Annotated in this window: 23 protein-coding genes and 1 pseudogene; 10 read left to right on the top strand and 14 right to left on the bottom strand. The window is 69.0% G+C overall.

All coding sequences use genetic code 11. The features are described from left to right. The first annotated feature begins 96 nt into the window (after positions 1-96). A complete protein-coding gene (gene thiE / locus ABZV38_RS34310; protein ID WP_356332359.1) occupies positions 97-759 on the top strand; it encodes a thiamine phosphate synthase in 663 nt (220 codons plus the stop codon). A gap of 177 nt (positions 760-936) precedes the next feature. Here the strand turns inward: thiE and ABZV38_RS34305 are convergent, their stop codons facing one another. Continuing rightward, a complete protein-coding gene (locus ABZV38_RS34305; RefSeq protein WP_356332358.1) occupies positions 937-1,515 on the bottom strand; it encodes a CGNR zinc finger domain-containing protein in 579 nt (192 codons plus the stop codon). Between the two features lie 241 nt (positions 1,516-1,756). Then, complete coding sequence (locus tag ABZV38_RS34300) at positions 1,757-2,233, bottom strand: MarR family transcriptional regulator (RefSeq protein ID WP_356332357.1); 477 nt, start codon at positions 2,231-2,233, stop codon at positions 1,757-1,759. 153 nt (positions 2,234-2,386) lie between these two features. On the opposite strand from ABZV38_RS34300, the gene ABZV38_RS34295 reads away from it, so the two are divergent. From ABZV38_RS34295 to ABZV38_RS34280, 4 genes are all read left to right on the top strand, one after another. Further along, positions 2,387-2,992: a helix-turn-helix domain-containing protein gene (locus tag ABZV38_RS34295; RefSeq protein WP_356332363.1), complete on the top strand. Its 606-nt coding sequence runs from the start codon at positions 2,387-2,389 to the stop codon at positions 2,990-2,992. A 287-nt stretch (positions 2,993-3,279) separates the two neighbouring features. After that, positions 3,280-3,888, top strand: coding sequence for an NAD(P)H:quinone oxidoreductase (wrbA, locus tag ABZV38_RS34290; RefSeq protein ID WP_356332356.1), 609 nt, complete (start codon positions 3,280-3,282; stop codon positions 3,886-3,888). 360 nt (positions 3,889-4,248) lie between these two features. Continuing rightward, positions 4,249-4,809 (top strand): NAD(P)H-dependent oxidoreductase, encoded by a 561-nt coding sequence (locus ABZV38_RS34285; RefSeq protein WP_356332362.1) that lies wholly within the window; start codon positions 4,249-4,251, stop codon positions 4,807-4,809. A gap of 552 nt (positions 4,810-5,361) precedes the next feature. After that, positions 5,362-6,012: a DsbA family oxidoreductase gene (locus ABZV38_RS34280; protein ID WP_356332355.1), complete on the top strand. Its 651-nt coding sequence runs from the start codon at positions 5,362-5,364 to the stop codon at positions 6,010-6,012. 155 nt (positions 6,013-6,167) lie between these two features. On the opposite strand, the gene ABZV38_RS34275 is transcribed toward ABZV38_RS34280, so the two are convergent. From ABZV38_RS34275 to ABZV38_RS34240, 8 genes and pseudogenes are all read right to left on the bottom strand, one after another. Continuing rightward, positions 6,168-6,830 (bottom strand): transposase, encoded by a 663-nt coding sequence (locus ABZV38_RS34275; RefSeq protein WP_356332361.1) that lies wholly within the window; start codon positions 6,828-6,830, stop codon positions 6,168-6,170. Further along, positions 6,773-7,096, bottom strand: a complete 324-nt coding sequence (locus ABZV38_RS34270; protein WP_356332364.1) for a hypothetical protein — start codon at positions 7,094-7,096, stop codon at positions 6,773-6,775. Before ABZV38_RS34270 ends, ABZV38_RS34275 begins: the two co-directional genes overlap by 58 nt. Positions 7,097-7,140: 44 nt before the next feature. Further along, positions 7,141-7,338: pseudogene (locus ABZV38_RS34265) on the bottom strand (transposase domain-containing protein); the annotation flags it as partial. Positions 7,339-7,593: 255 nt separating this feature from the next. Beyond that, positions 7,594-8,238 carry a DsbA family protein gene (locus ABZV38_RS34260; protein WP_356332354.1) on the bottom strand — a complete coding sequence of 215 codons (645 nt, stop codon included), beginning with the start codon at positions 8,236-8,238 and terminating at the stop codon, positions 7,594-7,596. Positions 8,239-8,288: 50 nt separating this feature from the next. Next, positions 8,289-8,564 carry a hypothetical protein gene (locus ABZV38_RS34255; protein WP_356332353.1) on the bottom strand — a complete coding sequence of 92 codons (276 nt, stop codon included), beginning with the start codon at positions 8,562-8,564 and terminating at the stop codon, positions 8,289-8,291. Between the two features lie 328 nt (positions 8,565-8,892). Then, positions 8,893-9,606: an SDR family oxidoreductase gene (locus ABZV38_RS34250; protein ID WP_356332352.1), complete on the bottom strand. Its 714-nt coding sequence runs from the start codon at positions 9,604-9,606 to the stop codon at positions 8,893-8,895. A 136-nt stretch (positions 9,607-9,742) separates the two neighbouring features. After that, the gene (locus ABZV38_RS34245; protein WP_356332360.1) at positions 9,743-10,045 is read right to left on the bottom strand and encodes a muconolactone Delta-isomerase family protein; all 303 of its coding nucleotides are present in this window, start codon (positions 10,043-10,045) and stop codon (positions 9,743-9,745) included. Positions 10,046-10,278: 233 nt separating this feature from the next. Further along, entirely contained in the window at positions 10,279-10,659 is a 381-nt protein-coding gene (locus ABZV38_RS34240) for an SgcJ/EcaC family oxidoreductase (protein WP_356332351.1), read from the bottom strand. 389 nt (positions 10,660-11,048) lie between these two features. On the opposite strand from ABZV38_RS34240, the gene ABZV38_RS34235 reads away from it, so the two are divergent. After that, positions 11,049-11,666, top strand: coding sequence for a TetR/AcrR family transcriptional regulator (locus ABZV38_RS34235; protein ID WP_356332350.1), 618 nt, complete (start codon positions 11,049-11,051; stop codon positions 11,664-11,666). Positions 11,667-11,831: 165 nt separating this feature from the next. Beyond that, positions 11,832-12,863 carry a nitronate monooxygenase gene (locus ABZV38_RS34230; protein ID WP_356332349.1) on the top strand — a complete coding sequence of 344 codons (1,032 nt, stop codon included), beginning with the start codon at positions 11,832-11,834 and terminating at the stop codon, positions 12,861-12,863. A 63-nt stretch (positions 12,864-12,926) separates the two neighbouring features. On the opposite strand, the gene ABZV38_RS34225 is transcribed toward ABZV38_RS34230, so the two are convergent. The 3 genes from ABZV38_RS34225 to ABZV38_RS34215 all read right to left on the bottom strand — a co-directional run bounded on the left by ABZV38_RS34225 (position 12,927) and on the right by ABZV38_RS34215 (position 15,406). After that, positions 12,927-13,547, bottom strand: a complete 621-nt coding sequence (locus tag ABZV38_RS34225; RefSeq protein ID WP_356332348.1) for an HAD-IA family hydrolase — start codon at positions 13,545-13,547, stop codon at positions 12,927-12,929. A 222-nt stretch (positions 13,548-13,769) separates the two neighbouring features. After that, complete coding sequence (locus tag ABZV38_RS34220; protein ID WP_356332347.1) at positions 13,770-14,348, bottom strand: ester cyclase; 579 nt, start codon at positions 14,346-14,348, stop codon at positions 13,770-13,772. A 632-nt stretch (positions 14,349-14,980) separates the two neighbouring features. Further along, the gene (locus ABZV38_RS34215) at positions 14,981-15,406 is read right to left on the bottom strand and encodes an Ohr family peroxiredoxin (RefSeq protein WP_356332346.1); all 426 of its coding nucleotides are present in this window, start codon (positions 15,404-15,406) and stop codon (positions 14,981-14,983) included. A 366-nt stretch (positions 15,407-15,772) separates the two neighbouring features. Between ABZV38_RS34215 and ABZV38_RS34210 the strand changes: the two genes are divergently transcribed. The 3 genes from ABZV38_RS34210 to ABZV38_RS34200 all read left to right on the top strand — a co-directional run bounded on the left by ABZV38_RS34210 (position 15,773) and on the right by ABZV38_RS34200 (position 19,092). Then, a complete protein-coding gene (locus tag ABZV38_RS34210; protein ID WP_356332345.1) occupies positions 15,773-16,789 on the top strand; it encodes an alcohol dehydrogenase catalytic domain-containing protein in 1,017 nt (338 codons plus the stop codon). 160 nt (positions 16,790-16,949) lie between these two features. Then, positions 16,950-17,546, top strand: a complete 597-nt coding sequence (locus tag ABZV38_RS34205; protein ID WP_356332344.1) for a TetR family transcriptional regulator C-terminal domain-containing protein — start codon at positions 16,950-16,952, stop codon at positions 17,544-17,546. 481 nt (positions 17,547-18,027) lie between these two features. Then, positions 18,028-19,092 (top strand): LLM class flavin-dependent oxidoreductase, encoded by a 1,065-nt coding sequence (locus ABZV38_RS34200; protein ID WP_356332343.1) that lies wholly within the window; start codon positions 18,028-18,030, stop codon positions 19,090-19,092. Between the two features lie 4 nt (positions 19,093-19,096). Here ABZV38_RS34200 and ABZV38_RS34195 read toward each other — a convergent pair whose 3' ends face one another. Next, positions 19,097-22,936 carry a S8 family serine peptidase gene (locus tag ABZV38_RS34195; RefSeq protein WP_356332342.1) on the bottom strand — a complete coding sequence of 1,280 codons (3,840 nt, stop codon included), beginning with the start codon at positions 22,934-22,936 and terminating at the stop codon, positions 19,097-19,099. Positions 22,937-23,043 lie beyond the last annotated feature (107 nt).

The raw sequence follows: 23,043 nt of genomic DNA, 5'->3' as shown, positions 1-23,043 counted from the left end.
GACACCCCCGCTCCGACAGCCGCTGACCACTCGGTCACCAGCCGTCACCACACACCCGAAACCGTCACACGCTGCGGTCGCACTGAATGTTTGCCGGTGGATCTGTCGGTCTACCTGGTTACGGACACGGCCCAGTGCGCGACCCGCGGCCGGAGCGTGGCCGAGACCGTCGCCCTGGCAGTGGCGGGAGGCGTCACCGCCGTGCAGATCCGGGAGAAGCACGCCACCGGGAGGGAGTTCCTGCGTACGGTTCTGGAAGTGGCCGCCGTCCTCCCCGAACGAGTGACGCTGATCGTCAACGACCGGGTGGACGTGTTCCTGGCGGCCCGAGCCGCCGGCGCTCGCGTGACGGGTGTTCACGTCGGCCAGTCGGATCTGCCGCCGACCGCCGTCCGCGAACTGATCGGAGAACACGCGGTTCTGGGCCTGAGTGCGGCCACCCCCGATCAACTGCGCGCCGCCGCCGAGGATCCGGCACGCGTCCACCACGTCGGCATCGGCGCGCTGCACGCGACCAGGACCAAGGCGGACGCCCCGGCCCCACTCGGCCGTGCCGGCTTCACCTGCCTCGCCCGGCTGAGCGACCTGCCCGCCGTGGCCATCGGTGGCGTCACCCCGGGCGACCTGCCAGGCCTGCGGGACGCGGGGGCGGTGGGAGCCGCCGTCGTGTCCGGCATCTGCGCCGCCGAGGACCCCCGCGCGTCGGCCCGCGCGTACGCCCAGGCATGGGCCCGTACCCGGGAGGAGAGCCTCGCATGACCACCGGCCGCCGTGCGGACGATCGCCGCATCCGGCTACGGCGGAGGGGCCGGACTCCAGGCCCTTCCGAGGACGATGCCGGCATCAGAGGCCTCGGCATCCACGCGCCTGCCGCCTGGCTGCCCGACGGCGACCCCTGCGAGCAGCAGGCGTGGCACGTACAGACCCGCTCGAACCCTACTGGCCCACCGACGCTGCTGCGGACGAGCGCGACTTGCTCGCCTTCTTGCGAGCACGGTATGCGGCGGCCTTCACCCTGTTTCCGCACGGGTCCATGGAGCACCACTCCCGGCGATTGCCATGTGACCGATCGATGTAGATCTGTGTGCACTCAGGCCTGGTGCACTCCTTGATCAGCAGCACCTCCGGTCCGCTGATCACACGGATGGCCTGTCGGGCTACCGAGGACAGCGCCTGCTGCGGGGTCGCTTCGATTCGGCGTCCCGCCCCGGTGAGCTGCGGGACCGCGGACGGCGTACGCGCCCTACGATTGACCAGAGCGAGCGCGTCGGCGTCGTAACTCTCATCCACCAGCTTGGCAGCGACGAGCGTATAGATCGCCTCGCGCAGGGCCACCGCCTCCGCCACGTCGGACGGCTCACAATGCGTATCGCCGTCGACGATTCCGGACTCGCGAAACCATGCGTCGAGGCTCTCCGGCGACGTGAGCATTTCGCGAGGCTCGGCGTTGCGACGTGCGCGGAGGGTCCCTACAAAGTCCAGCACTGGGATGCCGCACTTAAAAACATGAATCATGTCACCATCTTGACAGGTGACGAACAGGAGAGCAAGGAGCGAATCTCGCCTCACAGGCCGGCCGCGATCCAGGACTCCGCGGCGGGGCCCCCGGATCGCAGCCTGTACGGCAGCGGCCCGCCCGGATCACAAGATGCACTCACCGGCGACGTACCCGCAACGACTCCTGAGCGCGTTCCAGTCCGGGCCCGTTGGGATCGGCCGGAAAGGTGTCCTCCGTCGCGGCCGGATGCGTCAGGAATCAGCCGTGGCTCGCCTGGTCGGAGGTCGCGACATGGCGGAGCGTGGCTGTGAGTCGGGTGAGGTCCTGGCCGTCGAAATGGTCGACGAGGTGCCGTCGCACGCTGGCGAGATGCGTAGGCCAGGCCCTTTCCAGGCGGGCAAGGCCGGCGTCGGTCATGACGGCGTTCCATCCACGCCCGTCCTGGGTGCACTTGGCACGCTGGACCCAGCCTTGCTTCTCGAGCCGGATGACGACGCGGGTCATCCCGCTGAGGGAAAGGTTGCAAGCGGCAGCGAGTTCACTCATCCGCATCAGCTTGCTCGGAGCCTCGGACAGGTGCATCAGGGGCGTGTACTCGGAAAGCGACAGCCCTGCTTCGCGCACCATGTCGGCGTCAACCACACGGGGCAGCGCCAGCAGTACCCGGCTCAGCGCACGCACGAACGCTTCCTCGCTCTGATTGAGGGGCTGCGGTGGCTGCTCAGCGGACGACATCCCCTCACTTTAGCTCCTTGACGGCTCAACGAGCGAGCGCCTGCTTGCCACGGTGACTATGCACGTCGACTCCGGGTCGGCGGACGACAGTCCGGTGCCCGGCGCGTGCCCGCACGGCAGCGCACCCGAGGCCAGGACACGGCGTCGAAGTCGATGACGCCGGCGATCCTGGAGTGCAGGTTGCGCCTGAGTAGCGAGAGGAAACCCAGGTATAAACTGTCAGTTACACCGTGCGGCGACTCGGTGAAGAGCGGGATCCGGCATCACGTGGGAGGTCGACCGTGCCGTCCAGAAGGCAGGTGTCAGGCCCCGCGGATGACGAGCCGACCTGCTCCATCGAGCGAAGCCTGCAGATTCTCGGCGAGCGCTGGTCCCTGCTGGTGCTGCGCGACATCTTCGCCGGCAGGCACAAATTCGCCCGAAATCCAGTCGTCTCTCGGCATCGCACCGAACCTGCTCAGCGCCCGGCTCAAGCTCCTCGTCGAGACCGGCGTGCTGTGCACGCAGACCTACCAGGAGCCGGGCAACAGACCTCGGCAGACCTACCACCTGACGGAGGCCGGGCGCGACCTGCGGCTGGCGCTGGCCGCGCTCCAGCAGTGGGGCGACCACCATCGCCCGCGCCCCTCGGGCCCCTCCATCGTTCGACGGATGCGCTCCACCAGCCGGCCCGTCCATGTCGGATTCCTCGACGACGACGGCCATGAGGTTCCCGGCACGGACGTGGCCATGCCGAGGGACACCGGCACCAGAGTCTGATCGACGCCGAAGGGCCATGCGGCACAGGCCCCGCGTGGCGGTCCGCACACCCTCCTGAGCGTCGACTCTGCACGTCGGCCGGACCACACCCACACCCTCCTACGCCCCCGCGCGCCTTCACCCCGGACTGCCCCGGGGCCGTGATCTGCCCCGCGGCAAGCAAGCTCATGATGCGGCGCACGCCTTGAAAGTTCTCGACCGGTCGTCTACATTTCGATAGGCGACCGGTCGACTAGTCCACCGGCGACTATCTGCTCCACCTACCTCGCAATGAAACGGAGAGCCCCATGGCCACGCCCGTGAAGCTCGCAATCGTCTACTACTCGTCCACCGGCACCATCTCCGAGATCGCCAAGGAACTGCATGACGTCGGCGTCAAGACCGGCGCCGAGGTTCGCCTGCTCAAGGCGGCCGAACTGGCCACACAGGCTGCCATCGACTCCAACCCCGCCTGGGCCGCCAACCACACCGCCACCGCCCACATCCCGGTGGCCACCCCCGACGACATCGAGTGGGCCGACGCCGTGATCTTCGGTACGCCCACCCGCTTCGGCAACGTCTCCTCACAGCTCAAGCAGTTCATCGACACCCTGGGCGGCCTGTGGGCCCAGGGCAAACTGGCCGACAAGGTCTACAGCGGCTTCGTCTCCACCGCCACCGCCCACGCCGGCCAGGAATCCACGCTGCTCGCCCTTTACAACTCCGTCCACCACTTCGGCGGCATCACCGTCACCCCCGGCTTCACCGACCCGGCCAAGTTCGTCGACGGCAACCCCTACGGCACCTCCCACGTGGACGCCCAGGGCAACAACCCCGTCAACGACACCACCCGCACCGCCGCCCGCATCCAGGCCGAACGCGTCGTAAAGATCGCCGCACAGCTCAAGGCCGCCTGACCATCCCGACACCCCGCCGGGCAAGGGGCTCGATGTCGGCGCGGCCGTCCACGGCGGCGCCGACATCGGGGGCCCCGAACCACTGCCCGCTCCGCGCCGGCCCAGGTTCCCCTACGGGCAGCCAAGGGTCGCCGCATGAGCACTCGGCGTCGCCCAAGTGAGTCCAGCTGTTGACATGGGGCCAGTTCGTCGCGGTGCGCCGCGCCCCGCTCCGGGGGCTGCGGGGCTGCTCTTCCGAAGAGGCATGGATCACATTTCCTTGACGTGCCAAGCAGTCGGTTATGTACTTCACCAGGCAAGTATTCCACTTGACGAGGCAAGTACATGTTCAAGCTGTTCAAGAAGCACGAAGAGGCCACCATGACCAAGATCGGCATCATCCTCGGAAGCACCCGCCCGGGACGGAACGGCGAGGCCGTCGCCCGCTGGGTCCACGAAACCGCCAGCCAGCGCACCGACGCCGACTTCGAAATCGTCGACCTGCTCGACTACAAGCTCCCGCTGCTCGACGAGGGCTTCCCCCCGTCGATGGGCCAGTACTCCCAGCCTCACACCCACGCCTGGGCGGAGAAGATCGCGTCCCTCGACGGCTTCGTCATCGTCACCCCCGAGTACAACCGCTCCGTGCCCGGCGCCCTGAAGAACGCCATCGACTTCCTGTATGCCGAGTGGAACAACAAGGCCGTCGGCTTCATCAGCTACGGCGGCACCGGTGGCACCCGGGCGGTGGAGCACCTGCGCGGCATCGCCGGCGAACTGCAGATGGCCGACGTCCGCTCCCAGGTGGCTCTCTCCCTCTTCACCGACTTCGAGAACTTCACCACCTTCAAGCCCGCGGACATCCAGCGCGACACCCTCAACACCACCCTCGACCAGGTCATCGCCTGGACCAACGCCCTCGCCCCCCTGCGCGCCAGCTGACATCGCACAGACGATGCACCACGACGGCCCGAAGGCATCGCCTCCGGGCCGTCGTCAGCCGGGTTTTGAGCATGACCGAATCGCTGATCGCGCGACCCCTCTGCGTGATCTGCACCGGAGGCGCGTGCGCACGGCGCCCTTCGAGATCTTGCAGGGCATCGATCTATGGGGCGTGGACCGCTTCACATCTGAGATGCGGCGCACCAGGAGCGGCTGCAGAGCGTGCGCCTGCCCCCACAAAACCGGCCTCGGTGCCGCATGACGGGCCCGTCGCCGATGGCCGGGCCCCTCTACGGTCGGGCGGGCCCGGGCATCCAGGCCGGCAGACCCAGGGAGCTCAGCGCAAGGTGCGTCGTTCGGCCGCCCCACGATTGTCACTAGACGATCGGTCGTCTACTCTTTAGTCGACCGACCGTCTAAAACGGCTCCCCAGGACCTGTCCGACCGTCGTCGGGATATGACTCACCTGGGCTCGGAGGACCGGGCGCTGTTGCCGACCTGGCACAGCCTCCGTACCCGTACGCCCCATCGCGAACGTGGAGAAACCGACACATGCATGTCGAGATCTGGACCGATATCGCCTGCCCCTGGTGCTACATCGGCAAAGCGCGTTTCGAGCGAGCACTCGCCGCCTTCGAGCACCGCGACCACGTCGAGGTGGTGTACCGGTCATTCGAACTCAACCCGAAGGCCGAGAACGGCTCGACACCGATCATCGACGCCGTCGCTGCCCAGTACGGTCGCACCCGCGAGCAGGAGGTCGCGAGGGAGGAACACGCCGCCTCCGAGGCGCGCGCCGAAGGGCTCGGTTTCCGGATAGGCGGACGTGTCCACGGCAACACCTTCGAGCTCCACCGCCTCCTGCACTTCGCCAAGGCCCGCGACCTCCAGGCCGAGTTGATGAATCTCGCCTTCCAGGTGAACTTCACGGACAAGCGATCGATCTACGACGAGGAGACCCTGGTGAGCATGGCAGTCGAAGTGGGGCTGCACGAGGCAGCGGTCCGCGAGGTGCTCAACGACGCCGATGCATACGCCGCAGACGTACGGGCCGACGAGAGGCAGGCCGCTGAACTGGGTGCAGGCGGCGTGCCGTTCTTTGTGCTGGACCGGCAGTACGGCGTGTCCGGCCTGCAGTCTGTCGAGCTGTTCACCCAGGCGCTGGAACAGGCATGGCAGAACCGTCCGGCGGCTCGGCACTGACATCGGGCCACCGCAGCGTGACGTCGTTCCGATCGGCGACCGCGAGGCCTCGGTGGAGGGGCACTGCTCCATCAGGGTCTGTCCGGACCCCTCCACCCGGGAAGCCGCCCCAGCAAGCGCCCTACCGTGCAGGACATGGAACGTCGCCGAAGTCGTCACTTGACGCCCTCGCCCGCGCACGGCGACCGACCGACGACGAACGCCGTCATCTGATCACGCGGCGCGCAACTACTTCGACACCGGGGCCTGCGCTCCTGTACGTCCAGGCTGTCTTCCGCTCCGGGTGTGGTCTCGGTGGCGTCGGCGATCGCGATCCGCAGGACCTGGTAGGCACTCAGCAGGGAGTAGACCTCCTGGGCGATGCCGGTCCAGGTCTTCGAGCGCAGGACCCGTCGGCCCAGCACCGACTTCTTGATCGCGAAGTAGGCGGAGTCCACTTCCCATCGCTCCTGATACAGGCTGACCAGGTCGGATGCCGGGTATCGGTGGTGGTCAAGGAGGTTGGTGACCAGTCGGGAGAGCCCGGTCCGACAGCCCTGGCTGGTGGTGATGGTGATCTCGCACTCGATGATGCGGACCTCGACGCCGCCGAAGCGGGAGAGGTAGGAGCCGTCGTCGAAGCGGGTCAGGAGCGGGGGCTCGCGGGCGGCCGAGACGCGAGCCAGGAAGGCGGCATCGGTGCCGGCGACGGCGGTCAGGAACGGGGTCCCGGAGAAGCCCCGGTACAGCAGGACGATCATTCCGGCGTGAAGGGATCGCGTCAGTCGCTTGCCGTAGACGGTCTCGCCACTGGACCGGGGGCCGAGGGCGGCGTCCAGAACCGCGCGGGTGCCGCAGTCACCAGCGCGGTCAGGCAGATCTGCGGATAGTCGGAGGTCGCGTACTGGTGGGTGCTCTTGCCCAGGCGGGCCCGGTGCAGCGGGCTGTCGGGGACGTCGAGGTAGGTGCCGTCGATCGCGACGGTCAGCAAGCCCTTGAAACGGGCGCCGACGGTACGGATCGCCGTGGCCGGTCCGCGCAACAGGTCGAACAGGGCCCGCATGGGGCGGACACCGAGACGGGTCCGGGTGTCCCAGAGCGCCACCGAGACGGGTCCGGGTGTCCCAGAGCTGTGCCGGTGACCTTCGCGACCGGTATCGCCACCAGCGCGGCGGTGAGCTTGCGCCAGACGGCCAGGTAGCCGCAGTACTCGAACAGGGCTGCGGCCAGCAGCAGGTAGCCCACCACCCGGGCGGGGATCTTCCGCAGTCGTTGCTGGACGGCACCGGTCTCGGTGAGGGCCGCATCGACCATCTCGAACGGGACGATCTGGGTGAGTTCCCCCAGGTGCCCAGGGGCGAACAGGCCCTTGGCTACCGTGATTTCACGCGTGATGACACACTGATCGGACAGCGGAACCTCCGGTGCTGTGAACGGCTGTCTTGGTCGACTGCCAGTTCTACCGGGGCTCCGCTTCTCACGTCCGAAGCCGCCGCAGATCAGAGCGCACTTGCCAACGCCCCCGGAGCCGTAACTTCACGGCCTTACCCGAAAGCGCCGGCGCATCGGCAGAGACCGCCGCGCATCAGTGAGGGAACCGGGTCAGTCGAAGACGGGACCGACGGTGCGGCTGCGCTTGATCTCGTAGAAGCCCGGGATGGAGGCGACGATGAGGGCACCGTCCCACAGCCGTGCGGCCTGTTCGCCCTTGGGCGCGGGTGTGACGACCGGGCCGAAGAAGGCGACCTTGCCGGCGTCGGAGTCCGGGCCCGGTACGGCGATGATGGGACTGCCGACGTCTTCGCCGACAAGCGCCAGGCCTTGCTGGTGCGAGGCTCGGAGCACCTCGTCGTAGGCGTCCGTGTCGCCGGTGTCGGCAATGTCCGTGGGCAGCCCGACGTCTCGCAGTGCGGCTTCGACGGTCGGGCGGGTCACGGGCTGCTGCTGCTGGTGAAATCGGGTGCCGAGCGCGGTGTAGAGGGGCTCCAGCACATCGGGGCCGTGGGTTTGCGATGCCGCGGTCAGCACGCGGACCGGTGCCCATGCCTGCCCCATCAGGACACGGATGCGCTCGGGCAGTTCGTCGAGGCGGCCTTCGTTGAGGATGGCCAGGCTCATCACATGCCAGGTGATGGCGACAGGACGGGCCCTTTCGACCTCCAGCATCCAGCGGGAGGTCAGCCAGGTCCACGGGCACACGGGGTCGAACCAGAAGTCGACGGGCGTGCGGGTGCCGGAGTTGTTCACGAGGGGATCCAAACTCAGTCACGGAGCCCGCAGAACGGGCCGGGGATGGTTCAGCGGTCGGTGGGGAAGCCGGTGGACGCCGTCAGGTCGGCCCACGCGGCGAGGCCGTCGCTCAGTTGCCTCTGCTCCCATTCGACCAGCCGCAGGGCTTCGGTGCCGGGCACGAGCTGCACCGCGGGTTGTCGGCGTCCGGGACCCGTAGCAGGGCCGTACTCGGCGGCGCGGGCCGGGTCACCGGTCTGCCTGCCGGTTTTGGCGTGGCGGGCGGCACGGATGGGATCGAACAGCGCGTCCTGGTCAGGAATGGTGCGCGGGACGCGGGTCATCGAGCGGCCGGCCCAGGCGGTGCGAACGAACCGAGCGCGAAGTCTGGGGTCTGACTGGTGAACCTTCTCGCTCCTGGCGGTGGCGCGTGCAGGTTCGTAGTCGACGGCTCCGATGCGGGTGCCGGATCCGCGGCAGGGGCGTAAACGGCCGCACCCTGGCGCGGTGCGGACCGGCCTGGCCACGAGTGCGGTACCCGGCCCGGGTGCCGTACCGACGGGCCGGTGCATCGGGCCCTGCCACCCCGGTATGCCGTGCCCCGATTGCTCCGCGGCTGCCGGGACGGGGCCCGCCCCCGGGGTCGAGGGGTAGATGGCAAGGGCCTGCCGCTCAGTGGCCGGCGCTCTGGCCGCCGTCGACAGGGAGGATGGCGCCGGTGACGAACGGGGCGTTCTCGAGGTAGATCACCGCGTCGACGATGTCGCTCACCTCACCCATCCGGCCGACCGGGTGCATGCCGGCGAGGGCCTCGTGGTGCTCCTCGGAGTGCATGGGGGTCTTGATGGTGCCCAGGGCGACGGCGTTGCTGCGGATGCCGCGGGCCGCGTACTCAATGGCCAGGGACTTGGTGGCGGACTGCAGGCCGCCCTTGGTCAGCGAGGCGAGTACGGAGGGCACCCTGGAGTCGGCCTGGTCGGCGAGGCTGGTCGTGATCTGCACAACGTGACCTCCGCCCTGCTCGAGCATGCGCTCGACCGCGAGCTGGGTGATCCGGAAGAAGCCGTCCACATTCACGCCGAGCACCGCGTCGTAGTCCTCCTCGGTGTAGTCGGTGAAGGGCTTCGCGATGAAGATCCCGGCGTTGTTGACCAACGTGTCGATGCGGCCGAACTGCTCGATGCCCGCAGCGATGACGCGCTCGGCGGTGGCGCGGTCGGCGATGTCACCCTGGATGGTGAGGACGTCCGGGTCCTGTGACCGGGGAATGCTGCGCGAGGTGGCGACGACGGCGTAGCCCAGCTTCCGGTAGCCGGCGACCAGGCCGGCGCCGATTCCCTGCGAGGCGCCGGTGATGACCGCGACTTTCTGACCCTGGCTGCTCATAGTGACCTTCTCCAAAGGGGGGGTGGGGATCTCGGACCGATACTAGCCGACCGGTCGTTTATTAACGTAGACGACCGGTCGAGAATTGTCAAAGGATCAGCGACGGGCCCGGGGCGGACCAGGGCGCGGCGTGGGGTCAGATGGCGCCGCCTGCCCTGCCCGGGTCGTTGGGGTGTGACTGGACAGCGGTGACCACCGCGGCCATCCACGGCCACAAGGGCAGCGTGCCGAGCACCTTCTCGTACAGCTCGGCCTCGTCGGCGGCCAGCCACAGACCGATGCTGCGCAGTTCACCCACCGGGCGCCACAGCCTGACCAGGTGGCCGGCGGCGGCCAGCTCCCTGGCCCGTACGGCCTCGGCCGCGCGGCGGCGGTCGACCTCGGTCGGGTCGGTGCCCTCGGGGACGGTGGTGGTGAGCCCGACCAGGAACTCCTGCATGGTCATACCTCTCTCTGATGCTGTGGGGACTTCGGCGGTGCCGGGAAGGTGCGGATGGGGCCGGTACGCCCGCCTCGGATGCCGGCGGGCGCCTGCGCGGTAACGTGCTGCCGGTTGCCCACGGCCCTGCAGTACGCCGGTGACCAGGGACAACGACACGAGCGGTTCCCTCCCTGCCGGTAGGTGCAGCCTCTCGGCGCGCACGGCTCGGGAGGAGTGGAACCGCGTCGGCCTCAGTGGTCGGCGACGGTCCGGGAGACGTGGTACTGGCGGATCCGCCAACGGCCGCACTCACGCTGGAGGACCAGCGACAGGTGCACGGGGGCCGCCCAGCCCGTCGGGTCCCGGAAAGTGACGTCGGCGAAGCCGCCGGCCAGTTCCTCGCCGATCCGATAGCTGTGGACGTCCCCCAGATGGGCCGTGCGGGAGTCCGGGACGGCCTCGTAGTAGCCGCGCACGGCCTCCCGACCGGAGATGACCTCGGGCCCGAACCCCTGGAAGAGGGCGTCGGACGCGAACAGGTCGGCCATGACGTCAGCCCGGTGGTCGTCGAAAGCGGCCTTCCAGCGCCTCAGCACCTCGCGCATAGGGTCGTTCGCTACGTCAGCACTCATGGTGTCAGCTCTCCTCTGTGGACAACGGAAACAAAGGCGGCGCCCGTCCACGGGTGGACACCGCCTGGTCGGGGAGTCGGAAATATCGGCACCGGCGGGTCGGCGCGGCAGCGAACCGCCTCAGCCCTAACCGCCGGGGTCCGGGCCGGAACGGTGGATGCGAGGACCCCGTCGACGGGGCCGGATCCCTGCGCAGGCATCCGGGTCGGATGCGACCCGAACACCTCGGACACGGAAGCCGCAACGTCCGGGACGGGAACCACCCGGCAAACGGGCCAGGCCTTCGCGGACGCCGTCGACCATGGTCGGGGCGCCTTCGCCAGGGCAGGATACCCATGAATAGCCGACCGGTCTAGTAAAATGTAGTCGAGCGGTCATATACTGGGACCATGGGACGGACCAGTGATGCCAAAGAGAAGATCCTCAGCGCTGCGCACACGCTCCTCGAGCTGCGTGGCTACTCGGCTCTGGGCGTGGCCGAGATCTGCAAGACAGCCGGGGTGCCCAAGGGCAGCTTCTACTACTTCTTCGAGTCCAAGGAGGCTCTCGCGCTGGCCGTGATCAACGAGCAGTGGGCCGTGCAGCAGCGCGACTGGACCCGCATCCTGAACGGCGACGCGGAGCCACTGCAGCGGCTGCGGCAGCTGTTCGAGGAGACGGAAGCCGAACAGCGGGCCGGGCAGCAGAGCTGCGGGACCGTTTCTGGGTGCATGTTCGGGAATCTCACCCTGGAGATGAGCAACCAGACCGAAGCGGTCCGCAAGCACCTGCAGGAGATCTTCGACGCCCAGGTCACGATGGTCGACTCCGTCATCACCGAGGCTCTTGAGCGTGGCGAGGTCACCGTTAGCGACACGCGTGAAGCTGCCCGGTCCGTGGTCGCGCAGCTCGAGGGCCAGGTCTTGTTCGCCAAGCTCTACAACAACACTTCCCAGCTCAGCGCGCTCTGGACGAACTGCCTGGCGCTCCTGGGCGCTCGCACGGCGCAGGCGCCGGCCAACGCCTGACACGACAACCTGCAGACTAGGTCCGCAGCGCGTCGTGGCCGGTGCGAAAAGGGCGGCTTCGGGACGGCCATGGGGCAAGTCCGTCCCACGGAGCAACCGGAGTTCGGATCGCCGGGAGTCCCGACAGGGCGGGCATCGCCGCCTCACAGGAGGAACACACGCATCATGGTCTCGCCACTGGCCGCTCTCGGGGTGAGCACCCCGATTCTCGCCGCGCCCATGGCCGGCGGTCCCACCACGCCCGCGCTGGTCACGGCAGCGGCCCGGGCGAGCAGCCTCGGATTTCTCGCCGGCGGGTACCGGACCGCCGACGCCCTGGCCGAGCAGATCGCCAAGGTTCGCTCCGACGGCGTGGGCTTCGGGGTCAATCTGTTCGCGCCCAACCCCGTCCCGGTCGGTCCGGAAGCCTTCCGCCGCTACGCCCGCACGGTCGCACCCGAGGCCCGGACCTACGGCATCGACGTCCTGGCAGCCGGAATCGTCGAGGACGACGACCACTGGCCGGACAAGATCGACCTGCTGCTGTCCGACCCGGTACCGGTCGTCAGCTTCACCTTCGCCATCCCGGATGCGGCTGTGATCGCCGCGCTGCGCGCCGCCGGGACGCTGGTCGTCCAGACGGTCACCTCGGCTGCGGAGGCCCGTCTGGCCGCGGCGGCCGGCGCGGACGTGCTGGCCGTGCAGGCCTCGGCAGCAGGAGGACACTCCGGCACGCTCACACCGCAGCACATTCCGGCGCCCGTCCCCCTGACCGACCTGTTGGGCGAGGTACGCCGAGCGGTGTCCCTGCCGCTCGTCGCCGCAGGTGGAGTGGCCACCCCGGCGGACGTGACCGGGGCGCTGCATGCGGGAGCCGCGGCGGTCATGGTCGGCACCGTCCTGCTGCGTGCCGACGAGGCCGGCACCTCACGACCCCACAGGGCCGCACTGGCCGACCCGGCACGGCGCCAGACCGTGGTGACCCGGGCATTCACGGGCCGTCCCGCCAGGGCACTGCGCAACGACTTCACCGACCGCTACACCGACCTCGCCCCGGCCGGCTATCCCGCACTGCACCACCTGACCAGCCCGATGCGCAAGGCCGCCGCCGCCGCGGACGATCCCGAACGGATCAATCTGTGGGCCGGCACCGGCTACCGCCATGCCACTGACGAAACCGCCGGGCAGATCCTGCAGTGGCTGGCGTCCCGGCTCTGACCGGCACGCCGTGCCCGACACCCGTCACGCTCCGGGTGACGGCGCGGGGCAGGTCCGGCCCCCTCAGGCCAAGGAAACCCCGAGCAGGGCCTCCAGCTGCGCGATCGTCTCTTCCGGGTCCTTCGCGTGGACGCCTGCCAGCCCCAACTCCGCTGCCGGCGCGAGGTACTGCTCCGTGTCGTCCACGAAGACACAGGCCTCGGCAGGCTTGCCGAGCATCTCCAGCATGAGCTGGAAGATGGCCGGCTCGGGCTTGCGCATGCGGTGGTGCTCGGAGATCACCACGGCGTCGCACAGCTGGTCCATGTCGTACCCGTCGTACAGGTTCCACGGGTCGAGGCCGACGGAGTTGGACAGGATCCCCACCGACACCCCGGCCCGCCGGGCAGCGGCCGCGGCCTTGATCATGGTGGTCTCGGGACGCAGATCCGCAAAGATGCGGCCCATGAGATTGTCGGCGGCCACACCGAGGCTCCTGGCTGCCGCGACGTTCCATTCCGCCTGAGTGATCGCGCCGCGCTCGAGGTCGTGGGTGCGCCGGGCTCCGTCCTCGTCGAGGTACAGCGCGGTGATGCAGGCGCCTTCGGCCAGGCCCTCGCGCTGCTCGAAGGCGAGCACGGCGGGCAGCAGGGGCGTAGTCAGAACGCCGCCGAAGTCGAGGATGAGGCCGGTGCGGTGGGCCATCGCGGAACTCCAGGTGCAGCAGCAAGGGCGTGGGGGGCGATCAGGTGCGGACCACCTCTCCACCGGCAGCTCCACGGGAGGAACGGTGGTCCGCACCACAGAACGTGAACGGACAGCGATGTGACGGTCCGTCAGCCTGTCATGGTCGAACGGACCCGCCTCGGACCGTCTCGACGTCGACAACGCGCGACTCGCTTGCGCGCGGCCGAGGGCCGGGTCCGGTCAGCGGCTCTGCTGCACGTTGTCCTGCACAAGGCCGGCAGCATCGGCAGCCAGTGCCGTGACCTCGACGGCCGCGCGGGCGGCTCGTCCGGATGCCCGCCAGGCAAGCATGCGCAGGGCGACGGCCGGAGCCGGAGGGAAGACGCCGAGCTGGCCGAGCATGGTGACGTCATCTCGCAGCGCCTCGTGCCTGACCACCTGACCGTCGCGAATGTCGAGCATGTGTACCTGCTCGAAATCGATCTGGCGTCCGGTGGGGGGAATGGCCTGGTCGAGGGCACCGTCCCGGAAGCGCACGAACGGACCGGTGTGCCGCCCCTGCATCCGTAGCCGCACCCAGACCTGGTCGTCGTCGTGGACGATGCCGAGGAACGGAAAGCGAAGGTCGCTGAAGGCCGAACGCAACCATGCGCCGGAGGCCAGAGTCCCCGCCGGTCCCGGGATCGCACAGGCGGAGGGCGACACGGCCGCTTCGCGGTTGTGGTTGTCCTGACCCACCACCTCGGCGGCGAGAATCGGATCCCCGGTCTCGAGCACCCGGAAGAGTCCGCGCGCCAGTTCTGCGGCGTCCATTGCCATGGTCTGCACCTTTTCGCTCTGTGAGATGTCACTGCGTGGAGATTGCACTCGGCCCGACGACGGCGGCCCCGACACTGATGGTGGAACCGGCCCGAGGGGCGCCCTGTACCGCACGACTGTCGCCGGGCTTCGCTGAGCTTGTGGCGGCGCACGAACCCGCGGCCGGGCCGATGGGACTCCGTACAGGTCGTCGCCCCGCTCCCGGGGGGATTTACGCAGGTGCGGCAGCCACGTCCAAACGGCCGAAAGGTCAAACAGGGGCGCGTTCGTCGCTGCCCGACACAGTCGGTCGTCGGCCGCCGAATCCCCGCCCCTTCCTCACCCCAGGGTCTGACTACAGTAACGCAAGTCTCCAGGCGTCAGACCTCCCGCCTCCCCACTTCAACGCCACCGACACATCAACACGAGGGCGACGCGGGGCCGCCCGCACACGTCACCCGAGGGGCGCTCGCAGGGCGCCAACTGCCGCATGACGAGTGACCTTCGCTTACGCAGGCAACCACCGCACTGAGCACCTGACCCATGACGGCGACGCTCACCGCGGCGCTCACCGGCGCGCAAAACACTGCACCCTCGACGGCCCGTGGATGGCCGAGATGGCCGCCGCAGCTGGTGCCGCGGCGGCCACGACCTCAGGCGACGGTGGCCTCGATGGCGACCGGGATGTTGAGCGCCTTGGAATACGGGCAGATCTGATGGGCGCCCGCGCCGAGCTCCTCCGCGGTCTTCTGGTCCACCCCGCCGAGCTCGAGGTGAAGGACGGCGCTGAGGCTGTAGTCGCCCGACTCGTGCTCGTGGTGCAGGGTGACCTCAGCGACGACAGCCAGGCCCTTCAGAGGAACCTTCCTCTTCGCAGCGGTGATCTTTACCGCCCCCAGGAAGCAGGACGCCCATCCCGCGGCGAGGAGCTGCTCAGGGTTGGTGCCTCCGCCGGCGCCACCCAGCTCCTTCGGGATGGCAAGGGTGAGGTCGAGCAGACCGTCGTCGGACTGGGCGCGGCCTCCGTTGCGGCCCTCGCCTGTCGCGGTGGCTACGGCGGTGTAGTTCGTCTCAGCCATGTTGATGTCTTTCTCGCTCGCCCCAGGTGTGGGACCACCCGGTGACGTCACCCGTCTAGACGGTGATGACCTTGGCATGCCATCCATCACCTGTCAAACAAGTGATGCCCTGTTGGGACAAGGCCTTGCACCCGTGGCCTGCGACTTCCGGCTCATGCGCCACCGCCGGTAGGCGAACCGCCCTCACGGCCCCGCACCGGGTCGGCGGCGCTTGACACAACTAAGACGACCGCCCATATTGAAATTCCGGAGCGGGCCCATCCGCCGCTCCGAAGCACTGCGGGCAGGACGCGCCGCGGCTTGGCGCCACCACTGCTGCGGTGTCGAGGCTCAGCCGCCCACACCCGTCATCGGTCGAGGAGAACCATGTCCACCTATCGCGCATTCGAGGTCACAGGGGCGCAGAACTTCGAGCTGGTCACCCGAGAGATACCCACGCCGCCTGCCGGGCACGTGAGGCTGCGGGTGGAGAGCTGCGGAGTCTGCCACTCCGACGTACTTGCCGTGGAGGGCCTGCGGGCCGATCCGGCGCAGCCGATCGTTCCCGGCCACGAGGTCGTCGGCGTCATCGACGCCGTCGGCGAGGGTGTGAACACCTGGCGCATCGGGGACCGGGTGGGCGTGGGCTTCCTGAACGGCCACTGCGGCGAGTGCACGCCCTGCCGCCGCGGGGACTTCGTCAACTGCACGAACCAGTCGCAGACGGGGACGACCACGGACGGCGGATATGCGGAGGTGCTCATCGCACGCAGCAGCGGCCTGATCCGGGTGCCGGACGGCATGTCCCCCGTCGATGTCGCCCCGCTGCTCTGCGCCGGCCTGACCACCTTCAGCGCTCTGCGCCAGCTCGACGCCCGCCCGGGTGCCCTGGTGGCAGTCCAGGGCATCGGAGGCCTCGGGCATCTCGGCCTCCAGTACGCCACCCGGCTCGGCTACCGCGTCGCAGCCATCGCCCGGGGCCGGGAGAAGGAGCAGCTCGCCGTCGAGCTGGGCGCGAGCCACTACATCGACAGCTCGGCGGAGGACCCCGGTGCCGCACTGCAGAAACTGGGCGGCGCCGACGCCATCATCGCCACGGCGGCGAGCGGTGCCTCGATGACGCCGCTGATCCCGGGCCTCGCCCCGCGCGGGCACATGGTGGTGGTCGGCGTCGCTCCGGACCCCCTCTCGATCTCCACGCCGGATCTCGTCCTCGGCACGCGCACCATCAGTGGGAGCCTCACGGGCTCTTCCATCGAGAACGAGGACAACCTCGGCTTCAGCAACCGCTTCGGCATCCGTCCGATGGTGGAGACGATGCCCCTGGCGCAGGCGCCCGAGGCGTACAAGCGCATGCTGTCCGGCCAGGCCCGCTTCCGCGTCGTGCTGGACATGACCGCCTGACTCCTGGACGGAGGTGCCTCCGGGCCGAAGACGCACCCCGGGCCGGGACACGCCCCGCTCCGTGCGGCAGAGCGGGCCGGCCCGGCCCGGAACGCACCCCGCCAGGCATCGTTTGACTACGCCGAGGCGACCGACCATATTGCGAGGGGGAGGTGGCATCATGGCCCGACGAAGCATGCGCGAAGAGATCGTCGACGCGGCGGTCGCACAGTTCCACTCGAAGGGGTACAACGCCGCAGGCGTCAAGGACATCACCGACGCCGCCGGCACACCCAAGGGGTCGTTCTACAACCACTTCGAGAGCAAGGAATCACTGGCCGTCGTCGCCCTGAGCCGCTACGGCGCGAGCCGGCGGATGCAGGATCTGGCGGCACCCGACATCGCACCGCTGGTACGTCTGCGCAAGCACTTCGAGTTCCTGCGTGACGAGACCGTGAATGCGGGATTCACCCGTGGCTGCCTCATCGGGAACTTCGGGGTCGAGGTCGCCGACCACAGCGAGACGATCCGTGCCGGCGTCCGCGAGTCGCTCGGCCACTGGGCCTCGATGATCTGCGGTGCGCTCGTCGAGGCGAAGCAGGTCGGCGCGGTGCGAGCGGACCTCGATACGGAGAAGACGGCACGGTTCCTCCTGAACGCATGGGAGGGCACGCTCATCGCCGCACGCTCCAGCCGGTCGGGCGATGCCTTCGACGACTTCTTCGACACGGCCTTCGGGACACTGCTCGCGCCGCCACCGGATAAGACTCGGCCGTAGACCACGGGTGGGTGGCACCCCCTCTGGCATTCGCACGAGCACTGCCGGCCTCTCCGCGCGCGAACCGGTGCGGATGAGCGCTGAGCGGCCTCCTGATGCCGGGCGGAAGCGTGGCCGAGCGGCATCCCACCACTCCGACTTCTTGACAGATCAAGGACTTAGCATTTCTACTTGACCTGGCAAGCATGTAGTTGACGAGACAAGTACATGCTTGGGATTCGAGTACGCAAAGCAAGCGGCACGGAAAGGGAAGCCTTCGCCCGCCGACTGCCGGCGATCGCTTCCTGGCGCACCGACGCACGGTGCAGGCCCCGTCGGCCGGCCGAACCACAAGCTATCGCTGCTCCACAAGGCCTACCCGGCACCCCGCGCGGCGGACCACCTGCGCCTGACAGGTGCAAGAGCCCGCCGTTGCCAGTCGTCCGAGGGCGGAGACGACCGACGGCGCAGGCCGAGCAACACACCGATCAAGGAGCCTGTCATGACCAACCGTTCCGCGCCCCGTGGGGACGGGCATCCGATCACCCTGGGACTGGACACGTTCGGCGACGTGACGAACGATGCCCAAGGCCAGCCGCTCACGCATGGAGAGACGATCCGGAACCTGGTCGAGGAAGGGGTACTCGCCGACCAGGTCGGCCTCGACCACTTCGCCATCGGGGAGCATCACACCGACTGGATGCCGCTCTCGGCGGCCGACGTGGTCCTCGGCGCGATCGCCTCACGCACCTCGCGCATCCGTCTCGGATCGGGTGTCACCGTCATCAGCTCCGACGACCCCGTCCGGGTCCACCAGCGTTTCGCCACGCTGGACGCGGTTTCCAACGGCCGCGCAGAGGTGATTCTCGGCAGAGGCTCGAGCACCGAGTCCTTCCCGCTCTTCGGCTATGAACTCCGCGATTACGACCGTCTTTTCGAGGAGAAGGTCACCTTGTTCGCCGAGCTTCTGAAGGAAAAGCCGGTCTCCTGGTCCGGCACCACCCGGCCGAGCCTGGACGGCCTGTCCGTCTTCCCGCACAGCGAGTCAGGCGCGATCCCGACCTGGATCGGCGTGGGCGGCAGTCCCGAGTCGGTGATCCGCACAGCGCGGCACGGCTTCTCGCTGATGCTCGCGATCATCGGTGGCCCAACGGCACGGTTCGCTCCGTTCTCCGATCTCTTCCGCAAGGCCCTCGAGAAGCTCGGGCAGCCGGAACGGCCCGTCGGCGTTCACTCTCCTGGCCACGTGGCTGCGACGGACGAACAGGCGGTGAAGGAGTTCTGGCCGCACTACGAGAGCGCGATGCGGATGATGGCCAGGCAGCGCGGATTCCGCGTGCCTACGTTCGAGCACTTCATGCACGACGTCGGCCCCGCTGGAGCCTTGTACGTCGGATCGCCCGAAACCGTGGCACGGAAGATCGCCACCACGCTCCGGACACTGGGTGCGAGCCGTTTCGACCTGAAGTACGGGATGAACGGTCTGCCGCACGAGGCACTGGTGACCACGATCGAGCTCTTCGGCACGCAAGTGGCGCCGCTGGTACGCGACATGATGACCTCCTGAGGCATCACGTTCCACGAGACCCCGTGCAGCTCGCCCTGCGGCCTCGTGCGAGCCGAACGGGACTCGCCGGGCGGGGCCGCCGGCTGCGGCCCCGCCCCGCGGGGGGGTACGTGACGGGGCGGGGGCGCAGGCCCGAGGGCCCGGTGATCGTCTGCGAGACGCTGTTGTCGGCACTGTCCTTGGCGGTGACCCGGAGCGTGACGAAGTCCGCGGACTTCGGCGCCTTCAAGGCCGTTCGCCATGCGTCGCCGTCCCGGTCCAGCCCGGTCCGCTGCCAGGTCACCCCGTCGTCATACGAGATGGCGAGGGAAAGCTTCCCGATGGCGGCTGTCGTGCCGGGCAGGTGGGAGGCGCTCACCGTCAGCTTGGCGCGCCGGTCCGCCCGGCCCGCCTTGTCGGTGTCGACCCCGTAGTCGAGCTGGATCAACGGCAGCGACTCGGTCGACTCGGCGCCGGTGGCCGCGGAGGTGAAGTTCCACTCGGTCAGCGTGTGCGTCGAGTACGGGTGGGTCCAGGCTGCCCGGTCGTTGTCGACCACCAGCCGGTAGGGCAGGCGCTCCGCCGCGAGCTCGGGAACCCGCAGAAATTCCGCGTTGCCCCAGTTGAGCTGCCGATCCCCCTGGTAGAGGGACATCCAGTCCTTGACGTCGTAGTTGCCATAGGCCTCTCCGACATGGCCGCCGGAGTCACCCCAGCCGGGCGCGGGGATGTACACCGTGTCGAGGTAGCGCACCGGCTGATAGCCCATCGGCCCCATCCGGGGCCGCTGGATCGGCCCGAACCAGCTGACCTTGCCGGTCTTCCCGGCCGGATAGTGGAGGACGTCCATCGAGTGCTGCCCGGTCTCGCGGGCGATGAAGGCGTCGGCCAGCCAGTCGGCGTCGGAGGTGACCCAGTCGGTCCGGTCGCCCTGTGCGGGAGCGGTGAGCTGGTTTCCGACGGCCCAGCTCTGCCAGACGTCCGCGCGGTACTCCAGTGCCTTGCCCGGCCGGTGGTTGCGGAACGAGACGTCCACCTTGGCCAGGTCGCTCGGCTCCACCCGCCAGGTCGGGTGCGCCGGGACGGCGCCGGACCAGTGGTGCACCACGTCGTAGAGGTAGTCGGTGGTGGGATGCGAGGTGACCTTCAACTCGACGCGGCCCCGCCGGAGCGAGTCGATCAGGTCACCGCCCTGGTCCGCGTTGAGCGTCGCCACCGTCAGCGGGGCCGGGTTCTGCGGGCTCCAGGGATTCTCGTCCCACGGCCGCAGCCGGCCGATGCCGTCGTTGACGACCAGGAGCACCCGCGCACCCGCCGCTGCGGCGGCCTTCGCCTGCTCCTCGATCGCCATGGTGTCGCTGCGCCGCACCACCACGGCCTTGCCGCGGACGTTCTGCCGGGCCAGCGCGTCGGCGGAACCCCCGCCGACGAAGACCGCCGTCAGCTTCCGTGACCCCGCAGACAGCGGCGTGGCCGCGCGCTTGACCAGCAGGTCGTCGTAGGTTTCCGACTTCGTGCCTACGGTCAACGCCGGCTCCTCGAGGCGGAAACGGGCGCCGAACTCGAACTGGCCGTCGGTCACCTTCTTGCCGGTCGGAAGCGCCCAGATGCTGTCGTACGTCTCGTTGGGCAGCATCGAGCTCTCGAAGAGGCTGTCGGTGAACGACCGGTGGATGTCCAGCCGCGGCGCGACCGGCGTGGTCTGCCGCGGCACATGCGCCAGGACCTGGCGGGCCTTCCGGCCGTCCAGGGTGACGGTCCGGTCCTGGTCCAGCTGGACGTCGTTGAAGCTGAGCACCGCCATGCCGAGCGAGTGCGGCCCGTTGGCCCCCCGCACGTCGGCAATGAGCCATCCGCTGTAGTTGGCGACGGGCAGCCGCGCGGTGCTGGTGCCGGACTCGTCGAGATCGATCGTCGTGAAGAGGTGCTCCGCGATAAGGAGGACCCGGCCGGAGAGCGGCTTGCCCGACCGGTCCTTCGCGACGACGGTCAGACTCTCCCGCCGTCCTTCCTTGGCGACGCCGATCAGGGTCCGGGCCCGCACCACTCCGGAGCTGTCCGTACCGGTGATCATGCCGCTGGTCTGCTGATCGGCCGGAAGCCGGTCCAGCTCCGCGGTCAGGGTGACCGAGGTGGTGCCGTGCGCAGGAACGGTGACCCGGCCGGCGGAAAGGGTGAACAATCCCGCCGGGGCGTCGGCGTCGATCGCCAGGTCCAAGGTGACCGGGTCGTCGCCGACGTTGGTGTACGTCACCTTCTGGACGTCGGTCTCTCCCTGCTTCGTGGGCCACGCGTGGAAGCCGGAGTAGGCGCTCGCGGTGGCGAAGACCGACGCGTGCACCGCCGCCGAGGCGTCGACCCGCCCGCTGCCCGCCTGGTACGGGGTGTACGACGGGGTGGCCTTGGCGCTGCTGACCAGAGCTTCCTTCAGCTGCGAGCCGCTCCAGTCGGGGTGGGTGGCGGCGAGCAGCGCGGCGGTGCCGGCCACGTGAGGTGTCGCCATCGACGTGCCGCTCATGGTGGTGTAGTAGCCCGAGCCGCCCCGCCTGTAGTGGGAACGGGCGGCGAGGACGTCGACGCCGGGTGCGGTGAGCTCCGGCTTCAGTCCGGAGTCACCGTCACGCGGGCCCTGGCTGGAGAAATCGGCGAGCTTGTCCGCGGAGTCGACGGCGCCGACGGTCAGCGCCGAATCTGCGGCCCCGGGGCTGCTGATGCTGTGCGGGCCGCCGTTACCGGCCGCGACCACGAACAGCGCGCCGGTCTCGGCGCTGAGCCGGTCGACCGCCTCGCTCATCGGGTCGGTGCTGTCACCGCCGCCGCCCAGGCTCATGCTGATGACCTTGGCCCGTGCGTCCCGGGCGGCCCATTCCATGCCCGCGATGATCCAGGACTGCTGTCCCCGGCCCTCGCTGTCGAGCACCTTGCCGATGTCCAGCCGGACGCCGGGCGCGACGCCTCGCTCCTTTCCGTCGGAGGCGCTGCCGGTGCCGGCGATCGTCGAGGCGACGTGAGTGCCGTGCCCGTTGAAGTCGGCGATGTCCTCCTCGTACGGGACGAAGCTGGTGCTGGCGTCGACCTGCCCGACGAGGTCGGGGTGTTCGGTGTCCACGCCGGTGTCGAGCACCGCGACCTTCACGCCCTTGGCGGTGTTCCCCTCCGCCCAGACCCGGTTCGCGCCGATCTGCGCGGTGGTGTCGGCGAGGTCGGCCGTCACCTTGCCGTCGAGCCAGACCTTGGCGATGCCGCCCGCGAAGGTGGGGCGTGCCGATCCGCGGCGTGCTGCCGCTGCCGCGGAATCGCCGGTGAGCGCGGACCAGAACGCCGGGGCCTTGTCGCGCTTCTGCGCGACGGCTGCGCCCTGCATGCTGTCGAGACGGCGGACGACGGTCGAGCCGGTCACCTTCGGCGCGGTCCGGGACTTGGCGGCGGCGTCGGAGTAGCGGACGATGAGCGGCAATTGTTTGGCGTGCGCGTCGTCGTAACCGTCGGCGATCAGCCGGGTCACGTTGAACAGCTGCTTGTCCAGCAGCCCCGCGCCGACATAGGGCAGGGCGGCATCCGGGTAGACGTACATCGAACCGTCGATGACGGCACGGTGGAAGCCGGCGGTGGTTCCGTTCGGGCCTTCGAAGGACCGGACGACGGTGCCGTCGGCGGCGGTGCCGACCGTGACCTTGTCACCGGTGATCAGAGTGACGCTGCGCGTGCCGCCGCTTCCCGGCGGCTGTTGTGCGGCGCCGGCGGACGGCACCGGACCGGCCGGGTCCACGGGTACCGCGGCAATTGCTGGTATGACGCCCATCACCAGGGCGGCGACCGCGGCAAGCGCGATCGGCCCTGGTCTAGGAATGGGAACGACAGACAAGGAGACCCCTCAAACCTGAGTTCCACAGTTGGCGGTGCCGACTAGGGCACGAATATGTAGGTTGACCTGCGGATATGCCTGTGGGCACGCCGAAGTGGCGTGTCACT

It is taken from the genome of Streptomyces sp. NPDC005181 (assembly GCF_040608395.1).
Lineage (GTDB): Bacteria > Actinomycetota > Actinomycetes > Streptomycetales > Streptomycetaceae > Streptomyces.
The sequence above is the reverse complement of the archived record's forward strand: the minus strand, read 5'-3'. Positions and strand labels throughout refer to the sequence as shown.